Genomic DNA, 25,066 nt, shown 5'->3' with positions numbered 1-25,066 from the left:
CCATTATACTTCTCCTTTCCTCAAGCAATCGGGATGAAACCATGCAGATCGGAATGATGGGACTGGGCAGGATGGGCGCCAACATGGTGCGGCGCCTGATGCGCGACGGCCATGAATGCGTCGTCTACGACATCAATTCGGCAAGCGTGGCCGGCATGGTCAAGGACGGCGCCATTGGCGCGGCCTCGCTGGAGGAATTCGTCGGCAAGCTCGCCAAGCCGCGCTGCGCCTGGCTGATGCTGCCGGCCGCGATCACCGGCAAGATCGTCGACCAGGTCGCGGCGCTGATGGAGCCGGGCGACATCATCATCGACGGCGGCAATTCCTACTACCACGATGCCGTCGACCAGGCGGCGAAGCTGGCGGTGAAAGGCATCAACTTCGTCGATGTCGGCACCAGCGGCGGCGTCTGGGGCCTGGAGCGGGGTTACTGTCTGATGATCGGCGGCCCCGACGATGCGGTTAAGCATCTCGATTCGGTCTTCGCCACGCTGGCGCCAGGCGCCGATGCGGGCGACAACCCGCCCAAGGATGCCGGCACGGCGCCCTTCGGCTATCTCCATTGCGGGCCAAGCGGCGCCGGCCACTTCGTCAAGATGGTGCATAACGGCATCGAATACGGCGTCATGGCCGCCTATGCCGAGGGCATGAACATCCTGAAGTCGGCCAATGCCGGCAAAAGGCAGCGCACCGCCGACGCCGAGACCAGCCCGCTGGAAAACCCCCAATACTACCAGTTCGACGTCGACTTGCCCGCCGTCGCCGAGGTCTGGCGGCACGGCAGCGTCATCGGCTCCTGGCTGCTCGATCTCACCGCCGGCGCGTTGAAGAGCGATCCGGCGCTCGCCCAGTTTGGCGGCCGCGTCTCCGATTCCGGCGAAGGCCGCTGGACGCTGAAAGCGGCGATCGACACCGGCGTTCCGGCGCCGGTGCTGTCCTCGGCGCTGTTCGACCGCTTCTCCTCGCAGGGCGAATCGCAATTCGCCGACAAGCTTTTGTCCGCCATGCGCTACGCCTTCGGCGGCCATATCGAAAAGCCGAAGGCGTGAGGGGAGAAACGGCATGAGCCAGGAGAGGTCCGACACGATGGTGCTTTTCGGAGCGACCGGCGACCTTGCGCACAAGAAGATTTTCCCGGCGCTCTACCAGATGGTCGCCAAGGGGACGCTGATCGAGCCGGTGATCGGCGTCGCCTTCGACCCCTGGGAACTCCCCAAACTGGTGGACCGCGCCCGCGACGGCATCGTCACGGCGCTGGGTTCGATCGACGACAAGGTCTTTGCCAAGCTCGCCTCGCTGCTGCGCTATGTCAGCGGCGACTACCGCGACGGCGCGACCTTCGAGAAGCTGAAGATGGCGCTGGGTTCCGCGCAGCGGCCGCTGCACTACATGGCCGTCCCCCCGACCATGTTCGAAACCGTCGTGCAAGGACTGGAGCAGTCCGGCACCGCGCGCGGCGCGCGGCTGATGGTGGAAAAGCCCTTCGGCCACGATCTGCAGTCGGCACGCTGGCTGAACCGGGTGCTGCATCTGGTGTTCGACGAACAGTCGATCTTCCGCATCGACCACTATCTCGGCAAGGAAGCGATCCAGAACCTGCTCTATTTCCGCTTCGCCAACGCCTTCCTCGAGCCGATCTGGAACCGCAACTTCGTCGAAAGCGTGCAGATCACCATGGCCGAGGATTTTGGCGTCGAGGGCCGGGGCAAATTCTATGACGATGTCGGCTGCATCCGCGACGTGATCGAGAACCACCTGCTCAACATCCTGCTGCTTTTGGCCATGGAACCGCCGGTCGGCCGCTCGGCCGACGACCTGATCGACGAGAAGGTGCAGGTGTTGCGCGCCATCCGCACGCTGACCAAGGACGATGTCGTGCGTGGCCAGTTCGACGGCTATCTGGCCGAACCGGGCGTCAGGCCCAACTCGCCGGTCGAGACCTTCGCGGCGGTGCGCTTCTTCGTCGACACCTGGCGCTGGCAGGACGTGCCTTTCTTCATCCGCGCCGGCAAGAACATGCCGGTGCACGCCACCGAGGTGATCGTGCGGATGAAGCGGCCGCCGCTCGACGTCTTCGACCCGATCAAGCCGGGCGACGCCAATTATGTGCGCTTCCGCATCGACCCGCAGGTGGCGATCTCGATCGGCGCCCAGCGCAAGGTCGCCGGCGACGACATGATCGGCGAGCAGGTTGAACTGACCGCACTCGACGACACCAAGGGCGACATGCCGCCCTATGAACGGCTGATCGGCGACGCCATGAACGGCAACGGCCAGCTCTTCACGCGCCAGGACGCGGCAGAGCTTGCCTGGCGCATCGTCGGCCCGGTGCTCGGCGACACCACGGCGCCGGCAATCTATGCGCCCAAGACCTGGGGGCCGGCCGATGCCATGAACGGCTTCGGCCCGCCCGATGGCTGGATCAATCCGAGCAAGTAACTTCGGGGAGGACGGGATGGCGAAGACAGCAAAAACCGCCGCGGCGAGCAACGAACCGATCGTGCTCGCTATCGATGTCGGTGGCTCGCATGTAAAAATCCTCACCAGCGCCGGCGGCGAGATGCGCCGCGTCGCGTCCGGGCCGAGCCTGACCCCGGACCAGGTCGTCACTTCGGTGAGGAAACTGGCGCAGGACCTGGACTACGACGTCATCTCGATGGGTTATCCCGGCCCCGTGCGCGACAACAAACCCTCGCTCGACCCCTTCAATCTCGGCAAGGGCTGGAACGGCTATGATTTCACCGCCGCCTTCGGCAAGCCGGTGAAGCTGGTCAACGACGCGCTGATGCAGGCGATCGGCAGCTATGACGGCGGCCGCATGCTGTTCCTCGGCCTCGGCACGGGCCTGGGCGCCGCCATGATCATCAAGAATGTCGGGCAGCCCATGGAGCTTGCCCACCTGCCCTACAAAAAAGGCGCCAGTTTCGAGGATTATGTCGGCGAGCGCGGCCTGGTAAAGCGCGGGAAGAAAAGGTGGCGCAAATACGTTTTCGACGTGGTCGACAGGCTTCGCGCCGCCTTGCAGCCGGACTATGTCGTGATCGGCGGCGGCAATGTCGACAAGCTCGATGAATTGCCTGAAAAATCCCGGCGCGGCGACAACACTCGCGCTTTCGCGGGTGGATTTCGACTATGGCGCGACAAGGCGCTGATCGTCTGATATTGTTACATTTCAGTACAATTGTTCAAAACAGCGTGTAATGACACGACGGATCATTGCGTCGCGCAGATTTGCCGACTAGGAATTCGCCGGCCTGCGGCGCCAAGCACCTTTCCGGATTCGCGAAACAACGCTCGCGGCGCTTTGACATTACACACCGCGAAGACCGCAGCGTTTTCGCGGCCTTGCGGCAATATGGAGGGACTACGTGGACGAGGACACCAGCACAGCCAGGGAAGTCGACCTGCTCGAGCTCACCGCTCACATCGTATCGGCTTATGTCGCGAAAAACCGCCTGCCTGCTTCGGGCCTGGGCGAACTGATCGCCAGCGTCGCCTCCTCGATCGGCGGGATAAGCCGGCCGGCGGAACCCGCGGCGCCCCCGCCGGTTCCCGCCGTCAATCCCAGGCGCTCGGTGACGCCGGATTACATCATCTGCCTCGAGGACGGGAAGAAGTTCAAATCGCTGAAGCGCCATATCGGCGTGCATTTCGGCCTGACGCCGGAAGCCTACCGCACCAAATGGGGCCTCCCCGTGGATTACCCGATGGTCGCGCCCAACTATGCGGCGTCGCGCTCGCAGCTCGCCAAGTCGATCGGCCTCGGCCGCAAGGCGGAACCGGTGCCGGCGAAGCCCGCAAAGGGCAGGAAGGCCAAGGCGACGGCCTGAAATAACGCGCCTGCACCAATGATTTAAGAAGCCTGCCGAGGAATCCGCCTTGGCAGGCTTCCTGCTTTTATGGCTTGGATACGGCCGGAGACCAGAGCATTCCAGGAAAAGCGTGAAGCGTCCGGAATTGCAAACAGGACGATCGGTTTGTCGTTTCCATGAACGATCAACCGCTGGGGGACATAGCCATGAACTACGCCAGGATGGTGATCGAGAAGGAAGCGCCGGAGGAATACGGCTACGGCCGCATCCGCCACAACCTTTCCGAAAGCTCGATCGCTGACCAGAAACTGTCCGACATCGGCCTCGCGCTGCCCGACCTCACCTTGTTCTATGGCGAGCATCGCGGCGACAAGGACTTGCGGGCGCTGATCGCCGGGCAGGACAGGGGCCTTTCTCCCGACGATGTGCTGGTGACCGCAGGCGCGGCCGGCGCGCTGTTCATCATCGCCACCGCGCTGCTTTCGGCCAGCGACCATCTCGTGGTCGTGCGGCCGAACTACGCCACAAACATCGAGACGCCGAAGGCGATCGGCTGCGCCATCTCCTATGTCGATCTCGATTTCGACCAGGGCTTTGCCGTCGACATCGAACGCCTCACGGCCGAGCTGCGGCCGAACACGAAACTGATCAGCGTCACCTGCCCCCACAACCCGACCGGCACGATGATGACACGCGCCGATCTCGACGCGTTGATTACGCTCGCCGAACATCACAAGTGCCGGCTGCTGGTCGACGAGACCTATCGCGACCTCTCCTACGGCGAACGCCTGCCCGCGGCGGCCTCGCTCAGCCCAAGCGCGATCAGCGTCTGCTCGCTGTCCAAGGCGTTCGGCATTCCGGGCATCCGTATCGGCTGGCTGGTGACCCTCGATCCGGAACTCCAGGAAATCTTCCTCGCCGCCAAGGAGCAGATCGGCATCTGCGGCAGCGTCATCGACGAGGCAATCGCCCGCACCACGCTTGAACGCCGTGACACCTTTCTCGCCTCGCTTCTGCCCGAAATGGCCAGGCGGCGCGACATCGTCCAGGCCTGGATCGACGGCGAGCCTCTCGTCGACTGGGTGCGGCCACAAGGCGGCGTCGTCGGCTTCCCTCGGCTCAACGTCGATGCCGGCTTCGACCTCGACAAGTTCTATACCCGGCTGCTGGAGGAGCACGGCACCTATGTCGGTCCCGGTCACTGGTTCGAGATGCCGAAACGCTTCTTCCGCCTCGGCTTCGGCTGGCCAAAGGAAGCGGAATTGCGCGGCGGGCTGGAAGCCATCTCGGCTGCTCTAAGGCGGTAACTTCCTCGCGCGATCGGCTGAAAAGTCCAAAAGCCCTTGATCCAAACTCGATTTGAAGGCATATGCGCCGCGAACTTTATTAAGTTTCATTGGCCGGAACAGCGCCCATTCGGGAAGTGCCCCGCTGGCCAATGTTTTTCGAAACGGGGCCTACCTCCATGACCGCAGAACAAATATCCCCGGAGCAGCGCTACGCTGCTTTCCGCCACCGCCCGTTCCTCAGCTACTGGACGGCGCGTTTCCTCACCACCTTCGCCACCATGATCGTGTCGGTCGCCGTCGGCTGGCAGGTTTATGACCTGACCCGCGATCCGTTCGACCTCGGCATTGTCGGCATCGTCCAGTTCCTGCCTTCGCTGCTTCTGGTCCTGGTCACGGGCGTGGTCGCCGACCGCTTCGGCCGCCGCCTGATCATGACCCTGGCGACTCTGGTCGAGGCCGGCTGCGCGTTGGCCCTGCTGCTTCTGGCCTTGCGCGGCCTGACCAGCCCGCTGCCGATCTTCATCGTGCTGGTGATGTTCGGCATCGCCCGCGCCTTCTACGGCCCGGCCTCGTCATCGCTGTTCGCCAATCTGGTGCCGCAGGAGGATTTCGCCAACGCGATCGCCTGGAACTCGTCCGCCTGGCAGACGGCGACCATCGTCGGCCCGGTCGCCGGCGGCCTGCTCTACGGCGTTTCGGCGGAAGTCGCCTACGCTACAGCCGCCGTCCTGATGCTCGCCGCGGCCGCGCTCATCTTCACCATTCCCAAGCCCGCCCAGCAGACGGCCACCGACAAGCCGACGATGCAGACGCTGTTTGCCGGCTTCGGCTATATCTGGGGCGAGAAGATCGTGCTCGGCGCGATCTCGCTCGACCTGTTCGCCGTGCTTCTGTCGGGCGCCTCGGCGCTGCTGCCGGTCTATGCGCGCGACATATTGGAGCTCGGCCCCTGGGGGCTCGGCCTGCTGCGCTCGGCGCCGGGCATCGGCGCCATCTGCGTCGCCGTCTGGCTTGCCGGCCATCCTATCCGCGACCATGCCGGCAAGATCATGCTGGGCTTCGTCGCTCTGTTCGGCGCCTTCACCGTGCTGTTCGGCGTCTCGACCATCACCTGGCTGTCGATCGTGGCGCTCGCCCTGCTCGGCGCCACCGACATGTTCAGCGTCTATATTCGCGAGACGCTGATCCAGCTCTGGACGCCGGACGAGGTGCGCGGCCGCGTCAACGCCGTCAACCAGGTCTTTGTCGGCGCCTCCAACGAGGTCGGCGAATTTCGCGCCGGCACAATGGCGGCGCTGATCGGCACCGTTCCCGCAGTGGTGATCGGCGGCATCGGCGCCATCGCCGTCGCCGGCCTGTGGGCCTATCTGTTCCCGGCGCTGCGCCAGGTACAGCACCTCAACAGCCGCAACTGATAAAGTTCTGGAGCTGGGCTGCTGGTCCGACACTCGGGCCAATCAGGCGCCGCCGTCGCTCGATGAGATAGGAGCAGCTTCTACTCCGAAAAGCTGACGCTGACGCCACGCTGCCGAAAATAGGCCTGCATCAGCTTGCGGCCGGCGCGGTTGTTCTGCACCAATCTGGCCGGATCGAACACCGCCTGTTTTTTCCCCTCTCGTGCCAGCGCTGCCTTGAGTGTCGCGATATGGGCGTCGATGTCGGCATTGTCCGCTCGGAGTGAGGCGTAGATGCTTTCGGTCGCCTCGGCCACGGTCAGTTCGTTCACAGGCTGTCGTCCTTTGATTGATCGGGCGGCGCATAACACAGATTCGTGGCCGCGCCGATACCATCCATTTTTGTTCCTCGCGTTTTGAGGGGATGGCTTCTATTTTGGACAAGGCCTAACAGGAGGGTTACGTTGTGAAAATACGCACGACGACGCACAATCATCCCGGAGAACCAGGCGTCATTCTGCTGGATCAGCCATTGGCGAACATGGCCGTGGCGACCGACATTCGCGATGGCGCAACGACGCTGTTCGGAACCGTCGATCTGCAGGTAAACTATTCCGGCAAGTACGACATCAGAGTCGAATTATCACCGGACGAACTCACGCGCGTCTACCAGCTGCTCGTCAAAAATCTCCTCAGGAAAATACAGGAACTTACCGCTGAACCAGTGCCTTGAAATTCTTTAACCAGGGATTTCGCACAAGCACCTGATACCGAGCGGCGCGAAGTTCGGCGTGGCTTTCGTGACGACCCACGACCGGGACCAGGCGCAAGGCCGGGGCGCACAGGTACCACTTATCCTTTGACGATCTCCGTCACGCAGTGGACGTAGTCCATCCGATGGCCTTCGGGGGCGCGCGCGACATCGGCTTCGTACGCGCCGTAAAGAGCGTCGACGATTGCGGAACGATCGGCCGCGGGACGCGAGGGGTCGAGCGCGTTGGCAAAGACGGTTTCCGACCAGGAGCGGAGCGTCGGCACATAGGCCCTGGCGAAATTCTGCGCATTGCCATGGACCCGGAAGGCTTCGGCATAGGGGCACGGCGTCACCATGGTGAAGATGTTTTCCAGCCTCAATCCGGCCTGCGACACCGGCGAAGCGGGGTCGCGGAACGGTGCCGCGAACTCGCCCGGCGTCTTGTAGAATTGCTGGAACGTCGCGTTGACATATTCCGTCTCGCTGATCCGCCCCGCCCGGGCCAGATCGCGCCAATGGCGCGCGAAGCCGTCGAACATATCGACCCCCGTCGTGTGTCCGAGATAGCGCCCTTCCTCGTCGACGCAGAAATTGGCCAGCGCCAGCCTGCCGCCCGACCTGAGCTCGCGCGCCCTGGCCAGCAGGATCGTCTCCCAGTCGCGCAGCCCCTGGGCGCGAAACTGCGCGCGCTCGGCATCGGTCGCGCCGACCGCCTGGACATGGTCGGCGATCATGCAGGGCCGCTTGCTGATCCAGTGCATCGCCGTGGCGGAAAAGCCGAACGAGAGCGAATTGTCCGGCACGATCTGGCGATAGAAGCTGGTGCCGCTGCCGAAGATATAGAGCCCGGGCGTCTCGGCCAGCGGAACCTCCGTCGAGGTGCCAAGCAGTCCCTGGCTGAGCCGGAACAGCGTCGAGAAATCATTGTGGGGCAGGTCGGTGTAGGTGATCGATATCGCCCGGTCCGGTTCCCTCGCCCGAACGGCGCCGACCAGCCGCCGCATCATGTCCATCGAGGTGCCGCCGTCGGCCGCGCCGAAATCGGCGATGGCGAATGGCTGGCCGTCCGCCAGCCGTGGCATGCCGGCGACGGCCTCGACGACGAGATCGCCGACCTTGTCGATGACGTATTTGGCGCCCACGGTGTTGGCCGAGTAATAGCCCGCTCCGCGCATGGCGATCTTCTGGCCGTCGGCTGCGCTCATTTTTTTCTCCCCTTATTCGTCGTCCACCCGGCCGCCGCCGGCACCACGCACACGCGACCTTTCGCTTTCCGGCACATAGGTTCTGGCGGCTAAGGAATTGAGCGCCGCAAGCGTCCGCTCGTCGATCACGCCGCGCCGGCCCGCGGCTGGCTGCAGCCCGATTTCGGGGCGGCGTTCGATGACGACATCGGCGCGCGTCACCGGCCCCGCGGGCCGCGCTACGCGCATGGCCGAGCGACGCAGCATGGCGTCGAGCCAGATAGGCAGGCCGACACCGATGATCGCCAGCGGCAGCGCGCTCGCTGGAAGCGGATCGTCGAGCAGCAAAGCCGCGGTTCGGATCGGGCAAAGCGGCGTTTCGGCCGGCTTGTCGGCCTCGCCTTTTCGCCAGCGCGCGGCGCGGGCAGGGTCGGGCGCAGCGAAGGACCACGCGTTTTCGGCAAGGCTCAGCATGGCCACGCCCCAGTTGTCGTCCTCGACCGCGATCCGGCGTGCCGCGCGGCCGACATCCTCGGCCAGTCCCCATGAAAATCCGCCACCCCGCGCCGCCTTGGTGCTCAGCATTTCCACCTCGTTGAGCGACAGGTCGATCACGCCGCCTCTCCTGCCGGCGCCATGGCGGCGACATCCTCGATCAGGGGCTCGCCGCTGAACAGCGCGATCCGCAGCCACCGGTCGGAGCGCGGATCGAAGCTGCGCGCGCCGAAGAAAGCGAGCTTCGCGCGCAAGATGTCGACGGGCCGCAGGTCGGCGCCGATCAGATTGTCGTGGATCTCGGCATAGGGAAACCTGGCGACGATCTGGGCGCGCCGCACCGCGTGGCGCCATTCCGGCCGGCGCAGCAGGAAGTCCGCGACACTGGCCGTGGGTGGCTCCCTCGCAAGAGCCTCGGCCAGGCTGAGCGCGTCGCGCGCGGTGGCCAAAGGCTGTTCGAGATCGGCGCCGTCCTCCTCGAAGCGTTCGCCGAGCCGGGGCTCGAGCTTCTCCGCCGAGACATACCAGAAGCGCGCGTTGGCGGACGGCTCAGCGAAGTCGACCTTGGCCGCCCAGGAATAGGAGTCGAGAAGCGCCTGACGAAGCGAGGCACAGCGCATGGTGCCGTCAATGGCATGACCGGGCGTCTCGTCGGCCTTCATCGTGTCGCCGAGCTCGTCAATCAGGGCACCGTGCGGCTCGAGGATCAGCGAGACGCAGGCTTCCTGCCCCTCGAGCGAGAAATGGTCTTCGGCGAAGCGATAGAGCGCATCCCAGGGGCGGGGCTGCGCCAGAAGCCGGTCGAAATTTTCCACCAGCGTGTCGAGATCGCCGGCCAGCGACACGGTCGCGGCGGCCTGGCGGTCATCGGCGCTGTGCCAGCGGGCTACGCGCCGGCGCAGATCGGCGAGCGCCTTCAAGAAAACGTCTCGTTCCATCGCACCGGCTTGCGGTTCGGCGCGGACGCGGGCCAGCGCGGTTTCGCGGGCCAGGAACCAGCTATGCGTCAAGAGCGGATGGCGAACGAGGAAGGGAGCCATGCCGAGCCCCGTTGCATTGCCCACGCCGAGCGCTCGGCGCAAATCCGGCGCCAGCCTTGCCGCGCCGGCCGGATTGCGGCGATGGGCGATGTGGTCGACAAGATCGAGCGTGAAGGATCGGATCAGCCAGACCGTGAGCATTTCCGCCTGGAAGGATCCCGCAAGCTCCGGCCGTGTTGCGATCTCGTCGCGATCGGCGATGCCGAACTTGCCATTGCCGTAAACCGCCGTGGTGCGCAGCAGATAGCCGACGCCGAGCAACTGCTCCTCGTGCGGCTGTCGTCCCTGTGCCAGTGCCGCGGCGACTTCCTCGAACAGCCGCACGCTTTTGTTGGCACGCGCCAGCACGAGTTCGCTTCTGGTGTAGCGGCCTGCCTCCTGCAGCGGCGCATTTGCCTCCAGCCGCGCGATTTCGGCGGCGTCCGGCAATCCGTCGTAAAGCACGTAGCTCGTGTCCCAGGCCTGCGCGATCACCCGGTCGGACCGCTTCTCGTCGTCAAGCGGGGTCGAAAAGGCAACCAGGCTGTAGGTCCTTGCCGGCGTCTCGACCGCATAGACCGCACACCCGAATCCATTGTCGTTGAGGTCGAACAGGTGTTTGCGCACACGCCATTTCTCCCTGGTGGCGCGGCGGATCAACTGGCGCAGGAAACTGAGCCGCGTCGGATGCGCGGCGCCCAGCCGCTGCAGGCGCATGACGATCTCGGGCGGGCGCAGCGCGATCGCCGTCATGCGGCGGTCCCTGCGAGCTTTTCCAAGGTGGCAAGCGTTTCCGCCGCGACCTCGATGCCCTCTTTGGTGTTCTGTTCGCGCGCGCCGAAGCGCCTTGTGCCCGGAAGCCTGGTGTCGCCGGTGAAGGCGCCGGCGACGGTTTCCAGAGTCCCCGCGAATGTCCCGGCCGATGTCGCTTCGGGCGAAACCGCCAGGAAGAATTGGCCGGTTCCAGGCGGGCCGCCGGCCGTGCCGGAGAAGGGGCTGGCGACCAGCCCGGGATTGGCTCCCGTCAGGCACGCGGCAAAGATCTCCACCAGCAACGCGGAGCCGACGCCCTTGTAGGCGCCCGCCGGCGCCATCGTACCCTTCAACGCTTCGCCGGCGTCGGTGGTCGTCTCGCCGCTTGCGTCGAAAGCCCAGCCGGGCGGGATCGGCTCGCCGGCGCGGGCCCGCTTGATGACCTCGCTCTTGGCGACGACGCTGGCGCTCTGGTCGATGACGAAGCGCGCGCCGCCCTGCCCGTCCGGGACGGCCAGCGACCAGGGGTTGGTGCCGAGGGCCGCCTTGCGGCCGCCCCAGGGCGCGATCGAGGCCGGCGCGTTGGTGAATCCCAACCCGACCAGGCCGTCCCGGGCGATGTTTTCGGTGTGATAGCCGAGCGCGCCGCAATTGTAGGAGTTGCGGATGGCCAGAGCTGCCACGCCTTGCGAGCGCGCCGCCTCGATCAGCGCCGGCATGCCGGTGGCGATGGCCGCGTGCGCAAAGCCGTTACCGGCATCGACGGCGACGACCGCCGGAGCCGGCCGCGTCAAGCGCGGCTCGGCCTGCCCCAGCACCTTGCCGCAGGTCAAATGCTCGCAATAGGTCGGGAGGTACATCAGGCCATGCGACTTCAGGCCGTCGCGCTCGGCTGCCGCGATGGCTGCGGCGAGCGCACGGGCCTGCGCCTCGCTGGCGCCATGGCGCAGCAGCGCGGTGCGGGCGAGCGTCTCGATGCGGGCTTGCGTCAGGCGCGTCATCCGGTCACCACCAATCATGCCGCCGCATAGCCGAACTCTCCTTCGCTCGCCCGCGTCTGTAAGCGAATGCATTCGATGAACCGCAGCGATGCCGGCTGCAGGTTGCGGCCTTCCTTGGCGATCCAGCCGACGGTCCGGCTCGAGCGCGGGTCGGCAAGGGGAATGAAGAGCACGTCATGGCTGCTTTTCCAGCGGCAGAGCCGGGGCAGGATAGTGACGCCGAGCCCTGCCTCCACCATCGCCAGGTTGGAGCTCACATTGGTCGCGGTGAGTTTCGAGCCGGCGGCGAGCGCCTCGGTCTCGGCAAGCCCCAGCGCCGCGGCGGCGCCGTTTCGAATGAAGCCCTCGCCGTCGAGCTGCGCCCATTTCAACGGGCGCTTGGATTTTGCCAGAGGATGATCGGCCGGGCAGACGAAATCGAGCGGCTCGTGGAACAGCGGCTCGAAACTGAGCTGTGGCCGCCTGGTGGCGAGCACGCACAGGCCCACTTCCACCATGCCGTTTTCGACGGCGTCGACGATGGCGCTGGAATCGCTGTCGCGGACGTGGATGTCGAACCGGCTGCCCTCGGCGCGAAGCTGGGCGATGGCGCGCGGCAACAAGGTGACGGCGACCGAAGGCACGCTGGCAACGTCGCAGCGGCCTTGCCGGTCCGCCGCATAGCTGGTCATTGCCAGGCAGGCGCGGTCGTAATGCGCGATCATGGCGCGCGCCTCGTCGAGCACGATGCGGCCGACCGGCGAAAGCGCGCCCTTGCGTTCGCTCTCGAACAGCGGCGCGCCGATGTCGTCTTCCAGCTGTTTCAAGGTCATCGACACGGCCGACGGGGTGCGGCCGATCTGATCGGCGGCGGCGCGCACACCACCGGTCTCGCAGACAGCGACGAAGCTGCGCATGCCGGTCAGGCTGATGGTTTTGGTCACTGTTAAGCTTGCCTGAACATTTGTGCCAAAAATTGAGCTTGATTGAAGTTCACAGCATTGGTTAGGTCGTTGTCAACCGAATTGATGCAGGTCGAACGAGATGCTGAACGGTCAGAACTTCGTTGCAGGCGAATGGCGCGACGGCGCCGACTGGGTCGAGGACATCAATCCCTCCGACGTGACCGACATCGTCGGGCGCTTTGCCCAGGCGCGGCCGTCCGACGTCCATGACGCCGTGGCGGCGGCGCAAGGCGCGCAACGCGAATGGGCCGCGGCCGGGCTCGAAGCGAGAGCCGCCGTTCTCGACGCCATCGGACGCGAGTTGATGGCGCGCTCGAAGGAGCTTGGCGAACTGCTTTCGCGCGAGGAGGGGAAGACCCTTCCCGAGGGCGTCGGCGAGGTCCATCGCGCCGGCCAGTTCTTCACCTATTTCGCCGCGGAGGCGCTGCGCAATCTCGGCTCCTCCGCCGATTCCGTCAGGACCGGCGTCGACGTTCTGATCGAGCGCGAACCGCTCGGCGTCGTCGCAATCGTATCGCCCTGGAATTTCCCCATCGCCACCGCGTCCTGGAAGATCGCGCCGGCGCTTGCCTTCGGCAATGCCGTGGTCTGGAAACCGGCCAGCATCACCCCAGCCAGCGCCTGGGCGCTGACCGAGATCATCGGCCGGCAAGCTATCCCGAAAGGGCTGTTCAATCTTGTGATGGGTTCGGGATCGACGATCGGCCGCGAGCTTGCCGCCAATGCCGACATACAAGGGCTGAGCTTCACCGGCTCCGGCGCCGTCGGTTCCGGCATCGCGGCATTGGTCGCCGCGCGCTTCGTGAAGCTGCAGCTCGAAATGGGGTCGAAGAACCCGTTCGTGGTGATGGACGATGCCGACCTCGACCGCGCCGTCGACCTTGCCGTGAACGGCGCCTTCGGCGGCACCGGGCAGAAATGCACGGCGGCGTCCCGACTGATCGTCCATCGGCCGATCCACGACGCCTTCGTCGACAAGCTGCTGGTGAAAACCAAGGCCCTCAAGGTCGGCCATGCGCTTGCGGCCGGCGTCCAGATGGGGCCGGTCGTCAGCGCCGAGCAGCTCTCGGCCAATCTCGATTATGTGACGCTTGGCATAAGTGAGGGCGCTGAATTGGCGACAGGCGGCGAAGCGCTCGATCTCGCGCATCGGGGCCATTACATGGCCCCGGCCGTGTTCCTGAACGGCCGCTCGCGCATGCGCATCAACCAGGAGGAGATGTTCGCGCCGATCACCTGCGTCATCGCCGCCGACGATCTCGACGAGGCGATCCTGCTGGCCAACGACACAACCTATGGGCTGACGGCCGGCATTGCCACGCGCTCGCTGGCGCGCGCGACGAAATTCCGCCGCGCCTCGCGCTCGGGCTGCGTGATGGTCAACCTGGCCACCGCCGGCACCGACTATCACGTGCCGTTCGGCGGTGTTCGCGCGTCGAGCTACGGCCCGCGCGAGCAGGGCCGCGCCGCGGTCGAGTTCTACACGCAGGTCAAGACATCCTACATCCACGCGGGCGTGGCCGAATGACCAGCCACACGCCGCGAGTGCTCATCGACGGGCTGCAATACTGCAACTGGTCGCGCGAAATTTTCGAGGAGATGCGCCGGGGCGGGCTGACCGCGGTTCACGCCACGGTCGGCTATCACGAAGGTTTTCGCGAGACGGTGCGCCACCTCGTCGATTGGCGCACTTGGCTTCGCGACAATGAGGACCTGATCTTTCTGGCGCGCGAAGCCGGCGACATCGAGCGGGCGCGGGCCACGAACCGCACGGCGATCTTGCTTGGCCTGCAGAACCCGATGCCGATCGAGGATGACATCGGCCTGATCGAAATGCTCTTCGATCTCGGCATCCGCTTCATGCAGCTCACCTACAACAACCAGTCGCTGCTCGGCTGCGGCTGGATGGAGAAGGAGGACAGCGGCGTGACGCGGATGGGGCGCGAGGCCATCGCCGAGATGAACCGGCTCGGCATGATCATCGATCTGTCGCATGCGGGCGAGCGGACCGCGCTGGAAACGATCGCGCTCTCGGAGCGGCCGGTGGTCATCAGCCACGCCAATCCGCGCTGGCTGCGCGACAGCAACCGCAATGTCTCCAGGGCCGTATTGCAGGCATTGCGCGCAAAGGAGGGGCTGCTCGGCCTTTCGCTCTATCCGCTGCACCTCCCGAACGGCTCGGACACCACGCTGGAGCAGTTCGGAAAGATGGCTGCCGAAGCGGCCGGGATCATGGGGGCAGATCATCTCGGCATCGGCTCGGATCTCTGCCAGGACCAGCCCGACAGCGTCGTGCGCTGGATGCGCGAGGGCCGCTGGACCCGCGAGACCCAGGCGACCGCGAGCTTTCCGCCTCAACCGTCCTGGTTCAGATCGAACCTCGATTTTCCGAAGCTCTTGAAAGGCCTCTCCTCGGCCGGATTCGGTGAGGCCGAAACCGCGCTGGTTCTCGGTGGCACCTGGCACCGTTTTCTCCAGGCTAGCCTGCCTTCCGCCCGGGATTCGCAGGCAACGAGCAGATAGGCGCGGGCTCCAGACTTTTGGAGCGGACATTTAGCGGTGCCAGGATTGGAGGCCGATGAAGGGTGCTGACAAGCCTTACGTGTCAGACGACTTAACCCGATCAGACAACGTTTCCAACGACATTGAGAAGCTCGATCGCTGCTTGCACCTCGGCATAGAGTTCGGCGTTCGTCTCACCGGCGTCGATTTCTACGATCAGGGTAAAGCGGGCAGTAATGTCCTTCGGATTGTGGATGGTCTTGGTTTTCCACCAGCCGGCAACGGGATGTACTGCAATGAGATTGCGGCGCGCCAGATCGGACGCCGGGCACACTAATTCATCAATGTGCAGCGACCCAACGTCACGGCGATTGCGGCCAAAGGTCCAGTTGTCATCTTCCTCGATGGCCGGGCCATCCGGTTGCTCGGCCGCCTTACTGATGCGCGCAAGGAAGGCGACCTGATTCTCGTTGGGTCGGTTCAGCTTGAAGCGCAGATTATGTGACGCATATCGGAATTTCGACCCGCGTGCCGGCTCGGACGGGTTCGGATCAATGAAGGTGCTCAGTGCGACGCGCAGGCTTACAGGCGCGTGGACCAATTTGCGCAATTCACTAACCGGCCACGGGAGTTGGAATACTTTCATCTCGTTGTGAACGTGCTGTGCGGATGGTCTATCCGCCTTTCGGTAGGGCTTGATCGTGTCCTGGACGATGAGGGTCAGTGCGTTGGAGGCGCTGCGCCGCGCGCGATCGAGGTCGGGGACGCCATAGCCATAACGCTTGAACAGCGGCGCGTAGTCACCCTTGGCCGGATCGGCCGGTAGGTGGCTCTTCATCCGAGAGGTCCAGCGCGCGGACGATACGAACAGAGCACGGATGGTTTCGGGCCAAAGGTCGGGGTAGTCCAACCAAATCTCGGTCACGGCACGTGCTGCCAGCGCTGTTGCGCCGCTAGTCTCACCGGTCGTCGTGAAGGCCCGCTGCGGGTACTGGTGATCCGTGGTGAGGAGCGAAAGTGCCGGATGCTTCATCGGCGGAGGAGCTCCGTCGACCAGCCAATTACCGCCTTCGAAGACGACATCAGGCTTTAGCGGCCAATGCGATGACCAACTAGCCGTCCGCGAGGATGGCGCGAGGTCGCCGGCCGGCGCCAGCGGCACACCGACCTCTCCCTCCGGCAAAACATTCTTCTCGGTATAAGCGCCAACGCAGATCGCGTTCCAGGCCTGGGCCGGCGACTCCACCTCATTGTCGGGGTGATCGCAAACCGCGAGGTAATCGTGGTTGCCAAATTGGTTCTGGTTGGTGTTGCCGGCCGAAACTAGGAACAGGCGCTTGATCTTCTTGTCACCGGACGCGCCGGAGGTCAGCTGGTCGACCTCGCTTGACCAGGATGTGGGTGCGCCGTCGTGGGGGGTGTCGTCCTGGGTGGAGCTTGCCATCGTGAAGGTGCGCCGGCGGTCACCGGTGGCCTCGGCGGCATTGATGCCTTTCCGCGTCACCACGCCTAGGAGGTGATGGGGATTATGGCCGGCGTCCGGAATGATCTTAGCGGACTCCAACCGATGTCGAACCTGAATATGGTTCATAGACTGTACTGCGACAGTTAGATCGCCGAAGAGAGCTAGGCCTGCCAGTTGTGTACCATGGCCAACGGTATCATCCAGCCCCCACGCCGGCTCCGCCGCATGACGATCCGCGACGGCAAGCGCCGGCGAGATCAGGGGGTGTGCCCTGCTGACGCCACGGTCGAGCAGGGTAATGTAGTTGGTATCGGCTCCGCCGTTGAACGTCGTCCTGCCGACGACGTCATCCACCCATCCCACCTGCTCCTCGATATCAAGCGCATCGAAATAGTCGGCGGTGATAGTCGGCGCTGCAAGTGCACGAACGCCGCCCAGCCGGCGCACCGCCAGGACCAATGCCTCGCTGGTCGCTGTGCCGATGACGACGATGTCTTCGGGAAATTCCAGGCGATCGGAGTTGATAACAACGCCATATTCGGGAGCGCCCGCGATGAAGCCGGCCGCCGCTATCTTGTCAAGCCAGATTTCCCAAGGCCGCGAGTCATTCCCACCGGGGAATTTCTGATTGGGGCTGCGCCACAAGGCCCGCAAGCCCGCTTCGACGATCGCACCTATACTCTGAGCAAGATCCGCATTGTAGGGTCGGCCCTTCGTTCCATCCTTCTTGGTCCGGTTTTTATCGCGGAAATCGGTAACCTTCTGCCGGAGCTTGTCGATGCCGTCTTCGGAAGCAAACACCGTAGCGCGAGCGGGCTGCTGGTTCGCCGTTACTGCAGGTTCGAGCCTCAGGAGCGTCAGGCCGCTGGCGTCGAGGCCCGAGGTGACCATCGCCTCTCCCGGCCGCCCCTCGACTTCTAGATAAAGTCCCGGGCGCTCTCCGGCTGCTACATTAGGGAGATGGTCGAGTGCCTGGAGCAGAGCTTGGGCATGGGCGGCGCGGTTGGCGACGTCACTAGGTCTTTTTGACGATCCGCCGGCCTTGGCCTTGAAAACCTGCGTCGTTCCTAGACCTTGCAGAATGAAGTGTTTGCGATCCCTCGGCATCCCCGCCCGTTCCCCCTATTCCATGAAGTGAGCGGCGTCGGTCCAAGGAGGCGATGAGGGCGATTGTCTCGATGCGGTCCTGATGTGCCAATACCGTTCGTCTTGCGGCGTCTTCGGCGGCAGCGACGATATCGGCGGTCGACAATCCGCCGGCATGTAGCGCGACTTCCGCCCAGTCGACACTTTTCGCCTCGAACCCGATCAATCGCCGCCGCAAGGCCTTCTCGATCGCAGGGCCTTTGGGCATCTCGTATGGCAGCACCAGATCAAAGCGACGCAAAACCGCCCGATCAAGAATTTCCGGAAGATTGGTGGTGGCAACGATGATCGAGGGGCCGGTGTCCTCATCAAGGAACTGCAGGAACGAGTTCAGGATGCGGCGAGCCTCACCGATGTCGTTCACCGAACCGCGCGATGCGGCGAGCGCATCGATCTCGTCGAAAAGATACACGCCCCGCACCGTGCGGACAGCGTCGAAGATTTTGCGCAGTTTCTGTGCCGTCTCGCCCATGAATTTGGTTATCAGCCCGTGCAGCAACACGGTAAAGAGGGGAAACTGCAGCTCGCCTGCAAGGGCTGCTGCGCTCAAGGTCTTACCCGTCCCAGGGGGACCTGCAAACAGCAGCCGCCGGCGCGGACGCAACCCCTTTTCCTCCAGTCTCTCTCGCATGCGCGTTTCGGTGACGATGTGTGTCAGCTCATCCTCAAGGTGGAACGGTAGAATAACGTCCTTCAGCCGTGTCGAGGGATAGCTGGCATCCAAGAAGCCGGCGAGATCACCACGGGGGGCCGCCAACGGTGTCGGCTTTGCCATGGCGGGCCTGGGCGGCGTTCGGCTCACGTCGGCCCACTGCCGCAGCTGCTCAGCAAGCCTCGTATGTCCTTTCTGATCCTCGGCGGCGGCAAGTTGCATGGCAAGATCGAAGAAACGTTCTTCGTCACCTTCTGCATGACTCTTGACGAGCCCGATAAGTTGTTGTGCCGATGCCATGTTAGTGCGCCTTTCAGAACCCCCTGAGTGATTTGCGCGAAACCACCTCAGAATACTCTATATCTCTAAGACGTTAATAGAAGGGCGCGAAGCCTGTTCCGGCGACGTTCAACCACTTTTGTTGGCCGCAAGTTTCGAGATGGCATTCACGCTCGCAGGTATTCCTCAAAGATGGCCAAAAAGGGAAGGCTTCCAGTGGAGCTTGACCTAACCTCAGCGCATCTCAGGCCGTTAAGGTAATTGGATTTTACCCTATCCTACCACCGCCGGCCGGCCAAAAATCAGCGCCAGAAACTCGCCCAGCCAGCGCTTGAGGTGCATATCCCAGATCAGCCGGCCGCCGAGATGGTCGCGGCCGGGCTGCGCGCCGGGCAATTCGAAGCGATGCGCGCCGCGCACCACCCAGCGCTGCATCATCACCCGGGTCAGTTCGCCATGGAACTGGATGCCCCAGGCATTCTCGCCGTAACGAAACGCCTGGTTGGGATAGGTTTCCGCTGTCGCCAGCAGCGTCGCTTCCTTCGGCAGCGAAAAGCCCTCGCGGTGGAACTGGTAGACCATCTCCGGCCAGTGCAGCAGTTTCTTGCCGGCGTCGGTCGCCTTCAGCGGATACCAGCCGATCTCGACCAGCCCTTCGCCATGGCCCTCGACCTTGCCGCCGAGATGGTTGGCGAGCATCTGCGCGCCGAGGCAGATGCCGAGGAACGGCCGGTTCTCCTTCAGCGGGATTTCCAGCCAATCGGTCTCGCGGCGGACGAACTCGTCCTCGTCATTGGCGCTCATCGGCCCGCCGAACACCACGGCCCCGGCATGGTCGTCCAGTGTGCAGGGCAGCCCGTCGCCGAGCGGCGGCCTGCGGATGTCGAGATCGAAGCCTTCTTCCAGAAGCATGTGGCCGACGCGGCCGGGGCTCGAATTCTCCTGATGCAGCACGATCAGGATTCTTGGTCTCGGCCTCGGTCTTGATGGCATGGAAGGCGAAGGGTCCTGTTATTCGTCGCTCGATTTGCCCCGCGCGCCGGGCGCCTCGGCCGCCGCTTTGCGGCGCGCCTCGATACGGTCATGGCGCTCGACGCCGATCAGCTCGGCGACCCGCCAGACCGTGTTGTCCTCGAGCTCGTGCAGTTCGCCGTCGGCATAGACGATTTCCCACATCAGGCCGATAAAGGCCTTGCGCGCCTCGGCGTCGAGATCGCGCTTGAGCACGCTGGTGAAGGCGTAGAGATCGATCGCCTCATTGTCGGCGCTCTCGCCGGCCGCGGCCAGTGCGTCGAGCTCTTCGCCGCTCACCGAATAGGTCGAGGCGAGGATCTGCTTGAAGCGCTCCCATTCGACGTCCTGACGCACGCCGTCGGCGTTCATCACATGGTAGAGCAGCGCCGAGGCCGCGACGCGCGGATCGTCGGCGCTCGGCTTGGCATGGCCGGCAGCCGGCAAATCTCTCAGGAAGGACAACACACGCTCGAACATCGACACCTTTTCCCTGCCCGCCAAAACCCGGCCTCAAAACAAACGAAACCGCCGCGGCGATTTTTCCGCTTCTTCTTCCGGCGCGACACCCGGATCGTCCGGCAAAGGCGGTAATTCCGAACCCCGTCCGGTGGTTTCAGCCTCGCTGACGGCTTCCGCAACGGCCTCATCCTTGCCGCCGCCATTGGCCGGCACCGGCTTCTCGGCGGGCGCGTCGGCAACAATGTCGATCGCCTTTTCAGCGGGTGCGGCGGGCGGCGCGGCGGTGATCGCCGGCACCGCGGCGTCCGTCTCGCTATCGATCAGCCGGCCAAGCCGTTCCATCGGCGCGCGCCAGGTGAAGGCGTCGAGCTTGCCGGTGACCGGCGACACCGGCGCCCAGCGCTCGGAGATGACGCCGTCCGCCACCCAGGCCGGATCGCGCGGCGCGCGCACGGCCTTCGACAGCAGCTGCCGCACCTTGCCCTGGTCGCCGGTCTCGGCTTCCTCGATATCGGCGAGCAGCAGATAGGCGCCCTCACGGCGATCCATGCGGATCGCGGCCTCCGCCTCGCGCCGCGCGGTGGCGAAATCCTGCGCGTCGAGCGCCGCCCGCGCCACGGTCATGGACGACCCGGCGTGATTCTTCTTCAATTCCTGCAGCTTCTTCGCCCGGTTGAGGCGGTCGAGCACGGCATCGCCCGGCCTGGCATGGGTGTAGAGCTCGGCAATATCCGGATGCGGTTCGGCCTTCCACGCGGCCTCCAGTATCTTGGAGCCTTTGCGCACGTCGTTTTGCCGGATAACCAGATCGGCGGCGATGACCGCCGCCGGCGCGAAATCCGGCGCCAGCTTGTTGGCTTCGAGCGCCGCGGTGCGGGCCGCGTTCGGATCGCTGTCGACCAGCGCCTGCGCCTTGGCGGTGAGCAGGACGGCGCGGCGGCGGTTGGCCGCGTCGCGCTCAATCTGCCGCGTCGATTTCTGCGCCTCGACCAGCTTCAGCGCGCCGTCCCAGTCGCCGCGTTCGGTCAACTCCTCGAGCGTCGATTCCGCCGCCCAGGCAAGCTGCGGCGCAACCGCCGCCGCACGGCCGGCATAGTGGCGCGCGGCATTGCGGTCGCCGAGGCGCTCGGCCTCGAGATAGAGCCCGCGCAGCCCGAGCAGCCGCATCTCGGGATCGTCGAGCATGCGCTCGAACTTCTCCCGCGCGCCTTTATGGTCGCCTTCGAGCAGCGACGCCTGGGCGTCGAGCAGGTTGATCAGCGGCTCCTGGTCGGAGTTGATCAGCTTGGCCGCCTCCTTGGTCTTCTTGCGCGCCAGCGCGCCGTCGCCGGCGCCGGCGGCGATCATGCCCGTCGACAGCGCCTGGTAGCCGCGGTCGCGGCGGCGCACCCGGAAATAGCGCGAGATCGTATACGGGCTGTTCCACAGCGACTTGATCAGCCACCAGACGATCATCACCGCGGCGACCACGGCGACGATCGCCACTGCCGCCACCATCAGCGTGATCTGGTACTGGTAGCCGTTGAAGGTGACGATCATGTCGCCCGGACGGTCGGCCAGCCAGGCAAAGCCCAGTCCCAGCGCGAAGACGACGGCGAGGAAGACGAGGAGGCGGATCATCTTGTCGTCCTCACGCCTTCGTCGCGTCGGCAATCAGCGCTTCGAGCTGCTTTTCGACCTCCAGCCGCGCCTTCAGTTTGCCGGCAAAATCGGCGCCGGCCGCCTTTGCCGCGTCGGGCAGCGTATCGTATTCGCCGAGCGCCTTGGCGTAGTCGCCCTGGTTGACCGCCACTTCCATGCGGGCCACGGTTTCCGGCACACCCTTGCCTTCGATAGTCCCCACCGGCCGTACCTTGACCAGCGATTCCGCGCTCGACACCAGGCTCTGGAAGAAGCCGGCGTTCTGGTCGACCGGTGTCGCCGCCTCGACCATCGCATTGGCGGCCGCATCGGCCTCCGACGCGATGGTGGCGCGGGTCGGCACGCCCTTTTCGGCATAGGAGCGCAGCGCCGCGAGCTCAGGCGCATCCGGCGCGATCGCCGCGAACGTATCGAGCTCGGTCGCGAATGGCGCGCCGCGATCGAGCGCCGACTTCAGCGCCGAGGCCGCGATCGCCAGCGCGATCTTGGGCTGCGAGGCCTGCGCCTCGACCTTGCCGGAAAGCTGCGACACGGACTGTTCCAGCGCCGCGACCCGGCCGTCCTCGGCCTTGGCAGCGTCGCCGGTCGATTTCACCAGCGCGTCGAGCCCGGCGATCTTCTCGTTGAGCGGGCCGAGATCGACGGGCGCCGCATTGCCGTTCTTCTGCAGGTCGGCGACGGTCGTCTCGATCTGGCCGACCTTATCGCCGAGCGCCTTGAGCGCGGCGCCGTCGCCGCTCTGTCCGGCCGAGGATTTCAGCGCCGCGACATCGGCCTTGACCTGCTCGAGCGCCGACGAAAGACCACTGACCTTGGCGGCGGCGCCCGTGTCGCCGCTTTCCTTCAACGCCGCGATCTCGCTCTTCAGCGAAGCGATCTCGCCATTGACGCCATCGAGGGATACGCCGTTCGATCCCGGCGCGCCAATCAGCCCGACCGCCTGCAGCAGGCCGGCGCCGGCAAGCGCGATCACGCCGCCGATGACGCCCGCGGCGATGGCGTTGACGCCGGTCTTGCGCGAAGGTTGCGGCGCGCGATCCTCGCTGCGTGTCTCGCTTGGCTTCTCTGTGGAGGCGCCGGCGCCGGGCGCGGAGGCGTCCTCAAAATTATACTCGAAGCCCTTGGATTGGCTCTTCGACGCATCGGAACCGCCGGGGTACGGCGCCTCCGGCTCGTCCTTGCCGGCCTCGGGCCTGTCGGCCGCTGCCTGCGCGGCGTCGCTATGCTCCCACGGCTCGATATCGGCCTGCTCGGCATGGATCGGCTCTTCCGGCGCCTCCGGCTGCGAAGCGGCGGCGGCCTCTTGCGCCTTCGCCTCGTCGGTCTGCGCGGCACTGGCCTCGGCCTTGGCGGCATCCTCGTCGGTGATTCGCGAGACGGCGCCGGGCTCGAGTTCGATGGTCACCGGCTCGCGCCGGGTCTTCGAATGTCGCATCTTCGGCGTCTTGACCATGCTTGGGCTCCGCAAAATGGCTTGAGGATGGATCAATGGGTCCAGAGCGTCAGGATGCTCTAGCACATCACCAAGCGGTGAAAAGGGGGCGGTGTGATGACGTGGCTCAGTCCGGCAGCGACAAAAGCGCCAGCAGTGCGTCTTCCTCGGGCTTGGATGCAATGCGGATCGTTTGACGGACGATCCCCTGCAGCGGCTCGGCGACACGCGCCGAAAGCGCCAAAAATTCTGTTTTTCCAAAGAGATGCTGCAGGACTGGCCGCGTTGCCAGGCTGACCAGCGCGGCACTGGCCTTGGCCGAATAGAGCAGCGCCGCCTCGACCGGATGACGCGACAGGCGGGCGATCACGTCGGCATCGCGATAGTCGATCCCTGTTGTGTCGTAGGTCTCGATCGCCTGGACATGCGTGCCCGCCGCCGCCAGCCGCCGCTCGAATACCGGGAAGCGGACGCGGCCGCACAGATAAACGATTGCCTTGCCGGCAAGGCCGCCAGCGATGGCGTCGGCCAGCGCCTCGGCATCGCCCGGACCTTCCGTGACGGAGGCAAATCCCGCCGCGCGGCATGCCTCGGCCGTCCTTTTGCCAACCGTGTGGCAAGGCAGGCTCGCAAGCGCCGCGATCAGCGCCTTCGGCGCGTGCCGCACCGCATTGGCGCTGGTGACGGCGACCGCGACGGCATCGCCGCCGATGGTCGCCTCGACGGGCAACGTCCTCGTCTCGGTCAGCGGCAGCACGACAGGCTGAAATCCCAAAGTTTCGAGGCGTCGTGCCGTGCGCGACGCGCCGGGCTCCGGCCTCGTCACCAGGACGCGGACCATGTCAGGCCCAGCCGTCGAAGAATTTGGCGCCCGCCCTGGCGCGAACCGTCCGCGCGGCGTCCAGGCCAATCTCCGCCGCGTCGGCGGCCTCGCCTTCCAGCCGGACCTCGTGCGATTCCTTGCCGTCGGGCGAGATGATCAGCCCGGTGAAGGACAGGTTTTCGCCCGCGACCGTCGCATGGCCGGCGATCGGCGTGCGGCACGAGCCGTCGAGCGCGGCGAGGAAGGCGCGCTCGCAGGCCAATGCCTGGCCCGTCGGCACGTGATGGATCGCCGCCAGCATCGTCTCGATATCGCGGTCGCCTATGCGGGTTTCGATGCCGATCGCGCCTTGCCCCGGCGCCGGCGGAAAATCCTCGAGCGGCATCAGGTCGGTGACGACATGTTCGAGCCCGAGCCGCTTCAGCCCGGCATAGGCCAGGATGGTGCCCTCGGCGACGCCTTCGTCCAGCTTGCGCAGCCGCGTCTGCACATTGCCTCGGAACATCACCACCTCGAAATCCGGCCGCATGCGGCGAAGCAGCGCCTGGCGGCGAAGCGACGACGATCCGACGATCGCGCCATGCGGCAGGTCGGCGATCTGTTTCACCTTCTTGCCGATGAAGGCGTCGCGGGCGTCCTCGCGCGGCAGGAACGTGGTAAGCTCCAATCCGTCGGGCAGCACCGTCGGCATGTCCTTTGACGAATGCACGGCGATGTCGATGCGGCCGTCAAGCAGCGCTTCCTCGATTTCCTTGGTGAACAGGCCCTTGCCGCCGGCTTCCGACAGCGGCCGGTCCTGGATGCGGTCGCCGCTTGTCGAGATCGGCATCACTTCGAATGCCTGCTCGGGCAGCCCATGCGCCTGCATCAGCCGCGCCCGCGTCTCATGCGCTTGGGCGAGCGCCAGCGGGCTGCCGCGTGTTCCGATTTTCAAAGTTTGCATGGCGCGCGGTCCGTGATAACCCCCGAGTGAACTCGAGGTCTGCCGAGATTCAAGGTCAGGCCGAG

At 65.1% G+C, this 25,066-nt stretch carries 23 protein-coding genes; 9 read left to right on the top strand and 14 right to left on the bottom strand.

The window, feature by feature from the left end:
- Window positions 1-41 precede the first annotated feature (41 nt).
- The 6 genes from gnd to FJ957_RS15075 all read left to right on the top strand — a co-directional run bounded on the left by gnd (window position 42) and on the right by FJ957_RS15075 (window position 6,516).
- The gene (gene gnd, locus FJ957_RS15100) at window positions 42-1,049 is read left to right on the top strand and encodes a phosphogluconate dehydrogenase (NAD(+)-dependent, decarboxylating) (RefSeq protein WP_140832626.1); all 1,008 of its coding nucleotides are present in this window, start codon (window positions 42-44) and stop codon (window positions 1,047-1,049) included.
- 13 nt (window positions 1,050-1,062) lie between these two features.
- Window positions 1,063-2,439, top strand: coding sequence for a glucose-6-phosphate dehydrogenase (gene zwf, locus FJ957_RS15095; RefSeq protein ID WP_140832624.1), 1,377 nt, complete (start codon window positions 1,063-1,065; stop codon window positions 2,437-2,439).
- Between the two features lie 16 nt (window positions 2,440-2,455).
- Window positions 2,456-3,160 carry an ROK family protein gene (locus FJ957_RS15090; protein ID WP_140832622.1) on the top strand — a complete coding sequence of 235 codons (705 nt, stop codon included), beginning with the start codon at window positions 2,456-2,458 and terminating at the stop codon, window positions 3,158-3,160.
- A 208-nt stretch (window positions 3,161-3,368) separates the two neighbouring features.
- Entirely contained in the window at window positions 3,369-3,830 is a 462-nt protein-coding gene (locus FJ957_RS15085) for a MucR family transcriptional regulator (protein WP_140646091.1), read from the top strand.
- A gap of 188 nt (window positions 3,831-4,018) precedes the next feature.
- Window positions 4,019-5,119, top strand: coding sequence for an aminotransferase class I/II-fold pyridoxal phosphate-dependent enzyme (locus tag FJ957_RS15080; RefSeq protein ID WP_140832620.1), 1,101 nt, complete (start codon window positions 4,019-4,021; stop codon window positions 5,117-5,119).
- Window positions 5,120-5,277: 158 nt separating this feature from the next.
- Window positions 5,278-6,516: an MFS transporter gene (locus tag FJ957_RS15075; RefSeq protein ID WP_140832618.1), complete on the top strand. Its 1,239-nt coding sequence runs from the start codon at window positions 5,278-5,280 to the stop codon at window positions 6,514-6,516.
- An 80-nt stretch (window positions 6,517-6,596) separates the two neighbouring features.
- Here FJ957_RS15075 and FJ957_RS15070 read toward each other — a convergent pair whose 3' ends face one another.
- Window positions 6,597-6,827: a hypothetical protein gene (locus tag FJ957_RS15070; protein WP_140832616.1), complete on the bottom strand. Its 231-nt coding sequence runs from the start codon at window positions 6,825-6,827 to the stop codon at window positions 6,597-6,599.
- Window positions 6,828-6,961: 134 nt separating this feature from the next.
- Here FJ957_RS15070 and FJ957_RS15065 point away from each other — a divergent pair, with 134 nt between their 5' ends.
- Window positions 6,962-7,228: a hypothetical protein gene (locus FJ957_RS15065; protein WP_140832614.1), complete on the top strand. Its 267-nt coding sequence runs from the start codon at window positions 6,962-6,964 to the stop codon at window positions 7,226-7,228.
- 119 nt (window positions 7,229-7,347) lie between these two features.
- Here the strand turns inward: FJ957_RS15065 and FJ957_RS15060 are convergent, their stop codons facing one another.
- From FJ957_RS15060 to FJ957_RS15040, 5 genes are read right to left on the bottom strand one after another with little or no spacing between them, the layout of a single operon-like run.
- Window positions 7,348-8,454, bottom strand: coding sequence for an SAM-dependent methyltransferase (locus FJ957_RS15060; RefSeq protein WP_140832612.1), 1,107 nt, complete (start codon window positions 8,452-8,454; stop codon window positions 7,348-7,350).
- 12 nt (window positions 8,455-8,466) lie between these two features.
- On the bottom strand, window positions 8,467-9,048 hold the full coding sequence (locus FJ957_RS15055) for a DUF3726 domain-containing protein (protein WP_140832610.1): 582 nt from the start codon (window positions 9,046-9,048) through the stop codon (window positions 8,467-8,469).
- The gene (locus FJ957_RS15050; protein ID WP_140832609.1) at window positions 9,045-10,700 is read right to left on the bottom strand and encodes a hypothetical protein; all 1,656 of its coding nucleotides are present in this window, start codon (window positions 10,698-10,700) and stop codon (window positions 9,045-9,047) included. Before FJ957_RS15050 ends, FJ957_RS15055 begins: the two co-directional genes overlap by 4 nt.
- On the bottom strand, window positions 10,697-11,701 hold the full coding sequence (locus FJ957_RS15045) for an Ldh family oxidoreductase (protein ID WP_140832606.1): 1,005 nt from the start codon (window positions 11,699-11,701) through the stop codon (window positions 10,697-10,699). The genes FJ957_RS15050 and FJ957_RS15045 overlap by 4 nt, the downstream gene beginning before the upstream one ends.
- A 14-nt stretch (window positions 11,702-11,715) precedes the next feature.
- On the bottom strand, window positions 11,716-12,624 hold the full coding sequence (locus tag FJ957_RS15040; RefSeq protein ID WP_140832604.1) for a LysR family transcriptional regulator: 909 nt from the start codon (window positions 12,622-12,624) through the stop codon (window positions 11,716-11,718).
- 100 nt (window positions 12,625-12,724) lie between these two features.
- On the opposite strand from FJ957_RS15040, the gene FJ957_RS15035 reads away from it, so the two are divergent.
- Both FJ957_RS15035 and FJ957_RS15030 read left to right on the top strand, forming a co-directional pair.
- Window positions 12,725-14,173: an aldehyde dehydrogenase family protein gene (locus tag FJ957_RS15035; protein ID WP_140832601.1), complete on the top strand. Its 1,449-nt coding sequence runs from the start codon at window positions 12,725-12,727 to the stop codon at window positions 14,171-14,173.
- Window positions 14,170-15,168, top strand: coding sequence for a membrane dipeptidase (locus FJ957_RS15030; RefSeq protein WP_140832598.1), 999 nt, complete (start codon window positions 14,170-14,172; stop codon window positions 15,166-15,168). Before FJ957_RS15035 ends, FJ957_RS15030 begins: the two co-directional genes overlap by 4 nt.
- A gap of 100 nt (window positions 15,169-15,268) precedes the next feature.
- On the opposite strand, the gene FJ957_RS15025 is transcribed toward FJ957_RS15030, so the two are convergent.
- The 8 genes from FJ957_RS15025 to hemC all read right to left on the bottom strand — a co-directional run bounded on the left by FJ957_RS15025 (window position 15,269) and on the right by hemC (window position 25,001).
- Window positions 15,269-17,503, bottom strand: a complete 2,235-nt coding sequence (locus FJ957_RS15025) for a S8 family peptidase (protein WP_140832596.1) — start codon at window positions 17,501-17,503, stop codon at window positions 15,269-15,271.
- A 124-nt stretch (window positions 17,504-17,627) separates the two neighbouring features.
- Window positions 17,628-18,710, bottom strand: coding sequence for an ATP-binding protein (locus tag FJ957_RS15020; RefSeq protein ID WP_140832593.1), 1,083 nt, complete (start codon window positions 18,708-18,710; stop codon window positions 17,628-17,630).
- A gap of 252 nt (window positions 18,711-18,962) precedes the next feature.
- A complete protein-coding gene (locus FJ957_RS15015) occupies window positions 18,963-19,682 on the bottom strand; it encodes a glutamine amidotransferase (protein WP_140832591.1) in 720 nt (239 codons plus the stop codon).
- Window positions 19,683-19,700: 18 nt separating this feature from the next.
- Complete coding sequence (locus FJ957_RS15010) at window positions 19,701-20,180, bottom strand: TerB family tellurite resistance protein (protein WP_140832589.1); 480 nt, start codon at window positions 20,178-20,180, stop codon at window positions 19,701-19,703.
- A 33-nt stretch (window positions 20,181-20,213) separates the two neighbouring features.
- Window positions 20,214-21,782, bottom strand: a complete 1,569-nt coding sequence (locus FJ957_RS15005; RefSeq protein ID WP_140832587.1) for a heme biosynthesis protein HemY — start codon at window positions 21,780-21,782, stop codon at window positions 20,214-20,216.
- Between the two features lie 10 nt (window positions 21,783-21,792).
- Window positions 21,793-23,256 carry a mitofilin family membrane protein gene (locus FJ957_RS15000; RefSeq protein WP_140832584.1) on the bottom strand — a complete coding sequence of 488 codons (1,464 nt, stop codon included), beginning with the start codon at window positions 23,254-23,256 and terminating at the stop codon, window positions 21,793-21,795.
- Between the two features lie 106 nt (window positions 23,257-23,362).
- Window positions 23,363-24,076 (bottom strand): uroporphyrinogen-III synthase, encoded by a 714-nt coding sequence (locus tag FJ957_RS14995; protein ID WP_140832581.1) that lies wholly within the window; start codon window positions 24,074-24,076, stop codon window positions 23,363-23,365.
- Between the two features lies 1 nt (window position 24,077).
- Window positions 24,078-25,001 (bottom strand): hydroxymethylbilane synthase, encoded by a 924-nt coding sequence (gene hemC, locus FJ957_RS14990; RefSeq protein WP_140832579.1) that lies wholly within the window; start codon window positions 24,999-25,001, stop codon window positions 24,078-24,080.
- Window positions 25,002-25,066: the final 65 nt, after the last annotated feature.

The sequence above is a fragment of the Mesorhizobium sp. B2-4-6 genome (assembly GCF_006442775.1).
Lineage (GTDB): Bacteria > Pseudomonadota > Alphaproteobacteria > Rhizobiales > Rhizobiaceae > Mesorhizobium.
Note: the sequence above shows the minus strand (reverse complement) of the source record. Positions and strands in the feature narration are given on the sequence as shown.

Bases quoted from the DNA above. Each gene is read 5' to 3' on its own strand.
- gnd (WP_140832626.1), top strand. From the start codon at position 42: ATGCAGATCGGAATGATGGGACTGGGCAGGATGGGCGCCAACATGGTG.
- zwf (WP_140832624.1), top strand. From the start codon at position 1,063: ATGAGCCAGGAGAGGTCCGACACGATGGTGCTTTTCGGAGCGACCGGC.
- FJ957_RS15090 (WP_140832622.1), top strand. From the start codon at position 2,456: ATGGCGAAGACAGCAAAAACCGCCGCGGCGAGCAACGAACCGATCGTG.
- FJ957_RS15080 (WP_140832620.1), top strand. From the start codon at position 4,019: ATGAACTACGCCAGGATGGTGATCGAGAAGGAAGCGCCGGAGGAATAC.
- FJ957_RS15075 (WP_140832618.1), top strand. From the start codon at position 5,278: ATGACCGCAGAACAAATATCCCCGGAGCAGCGCTACGCTGCTTTCCGC.
- FJ957_RS15060 (WP_140832612.1), bottom strand. From the start codon at position 8,454: ATGAGCGCAGCCGACGGCCAGAAGATCGCCATGCGCGGAGCGGGCTAT.
- FJ957_RS15050 (WP_140832609.1), bottom strand. From the start codon at position 10,700: ATGACGGCGATCGCGCTGCGCCCGCCCGAGATCGTCATGCGCCTGCAG.
- FJ957_RS15045 (WP_140832606.1), bottom strand. From the start codon at position 11,701: ATGACGCGCCTGACGCAAGCCCGCATCGAGACGCTCGCCCGCACCGCG.
- FJ957_RS15035 (WP_140832601.1), top strand. From the start codon at position 12,725: ATGCTGAACGGTCAGAACTTCGTTGCAGGCGAATGGCGCGACGGCGCC.
- FJ957_RS15030 (WP_140832598.1), top strand. From the start codon at position 14,170: ATGACCAGCCACACGCCGCGAGTGCTCATCGACGGGCTGCAATACTGC.
- FJ957_RS15025 (WP_140832596.1), bottom strand. From the start codon at position 17,503: ATGGTCACCTCGGGCCTCGACGCCAGCGGCCTGACGCTCCTGAGGCTC.
- FJ957_RS15020 (WP_140832593.1), bottom strand. From the start codon at position 18,710: ATGGCATCGGCACAACAACTTATCGGGCTCGTCAAGAGTCATGCAGAA.
- FJ957_RS15015 (WP_140832591.1), bottom strand. From the start codon at position 19,682: ATGCCATCAAGACCGAGGCCGAGACCAAGAATCCTGATCGTGCTGCAT.
- FJ957_RS15010 (WP_140832589.1), bottom strand. From the start codon at position 20,180: ATGTTCGAGCGTGTGTTGTCCTTCCTGAGAGATTTGCCGGCTGCCGGC.
- FJ957_RS15005 (WP_140832587.1), bottom strand. From the start codon at position 21,782: ATGATCCGCCTCCTCGTCTTCCTCGCCGTCGTCTTCGCGCTGGGACTG.
- FJ957_RS15000 (WP_140832584.1), bottom strand. From the start codon at position 23,256: ATGGTCAAGACGCCGAAGATGCGACATTCGAAGACCCGGCGCGAGCCG.
- FJ957_RS14995 (WP_140832581.1), bottom strand. From the start codon at position 24,076: ATGGTCCGCGTCCTGGTGACGAGGCCGGAGCCCGGCGCGTCGCGCACG.
- hemC (WP_140832579.1), bottom strand. From the start codon at position 25,001: ATGCAAACTTTGAAAATCGGAACACGCGGCAGCCCGCTGGCGCTCGCC.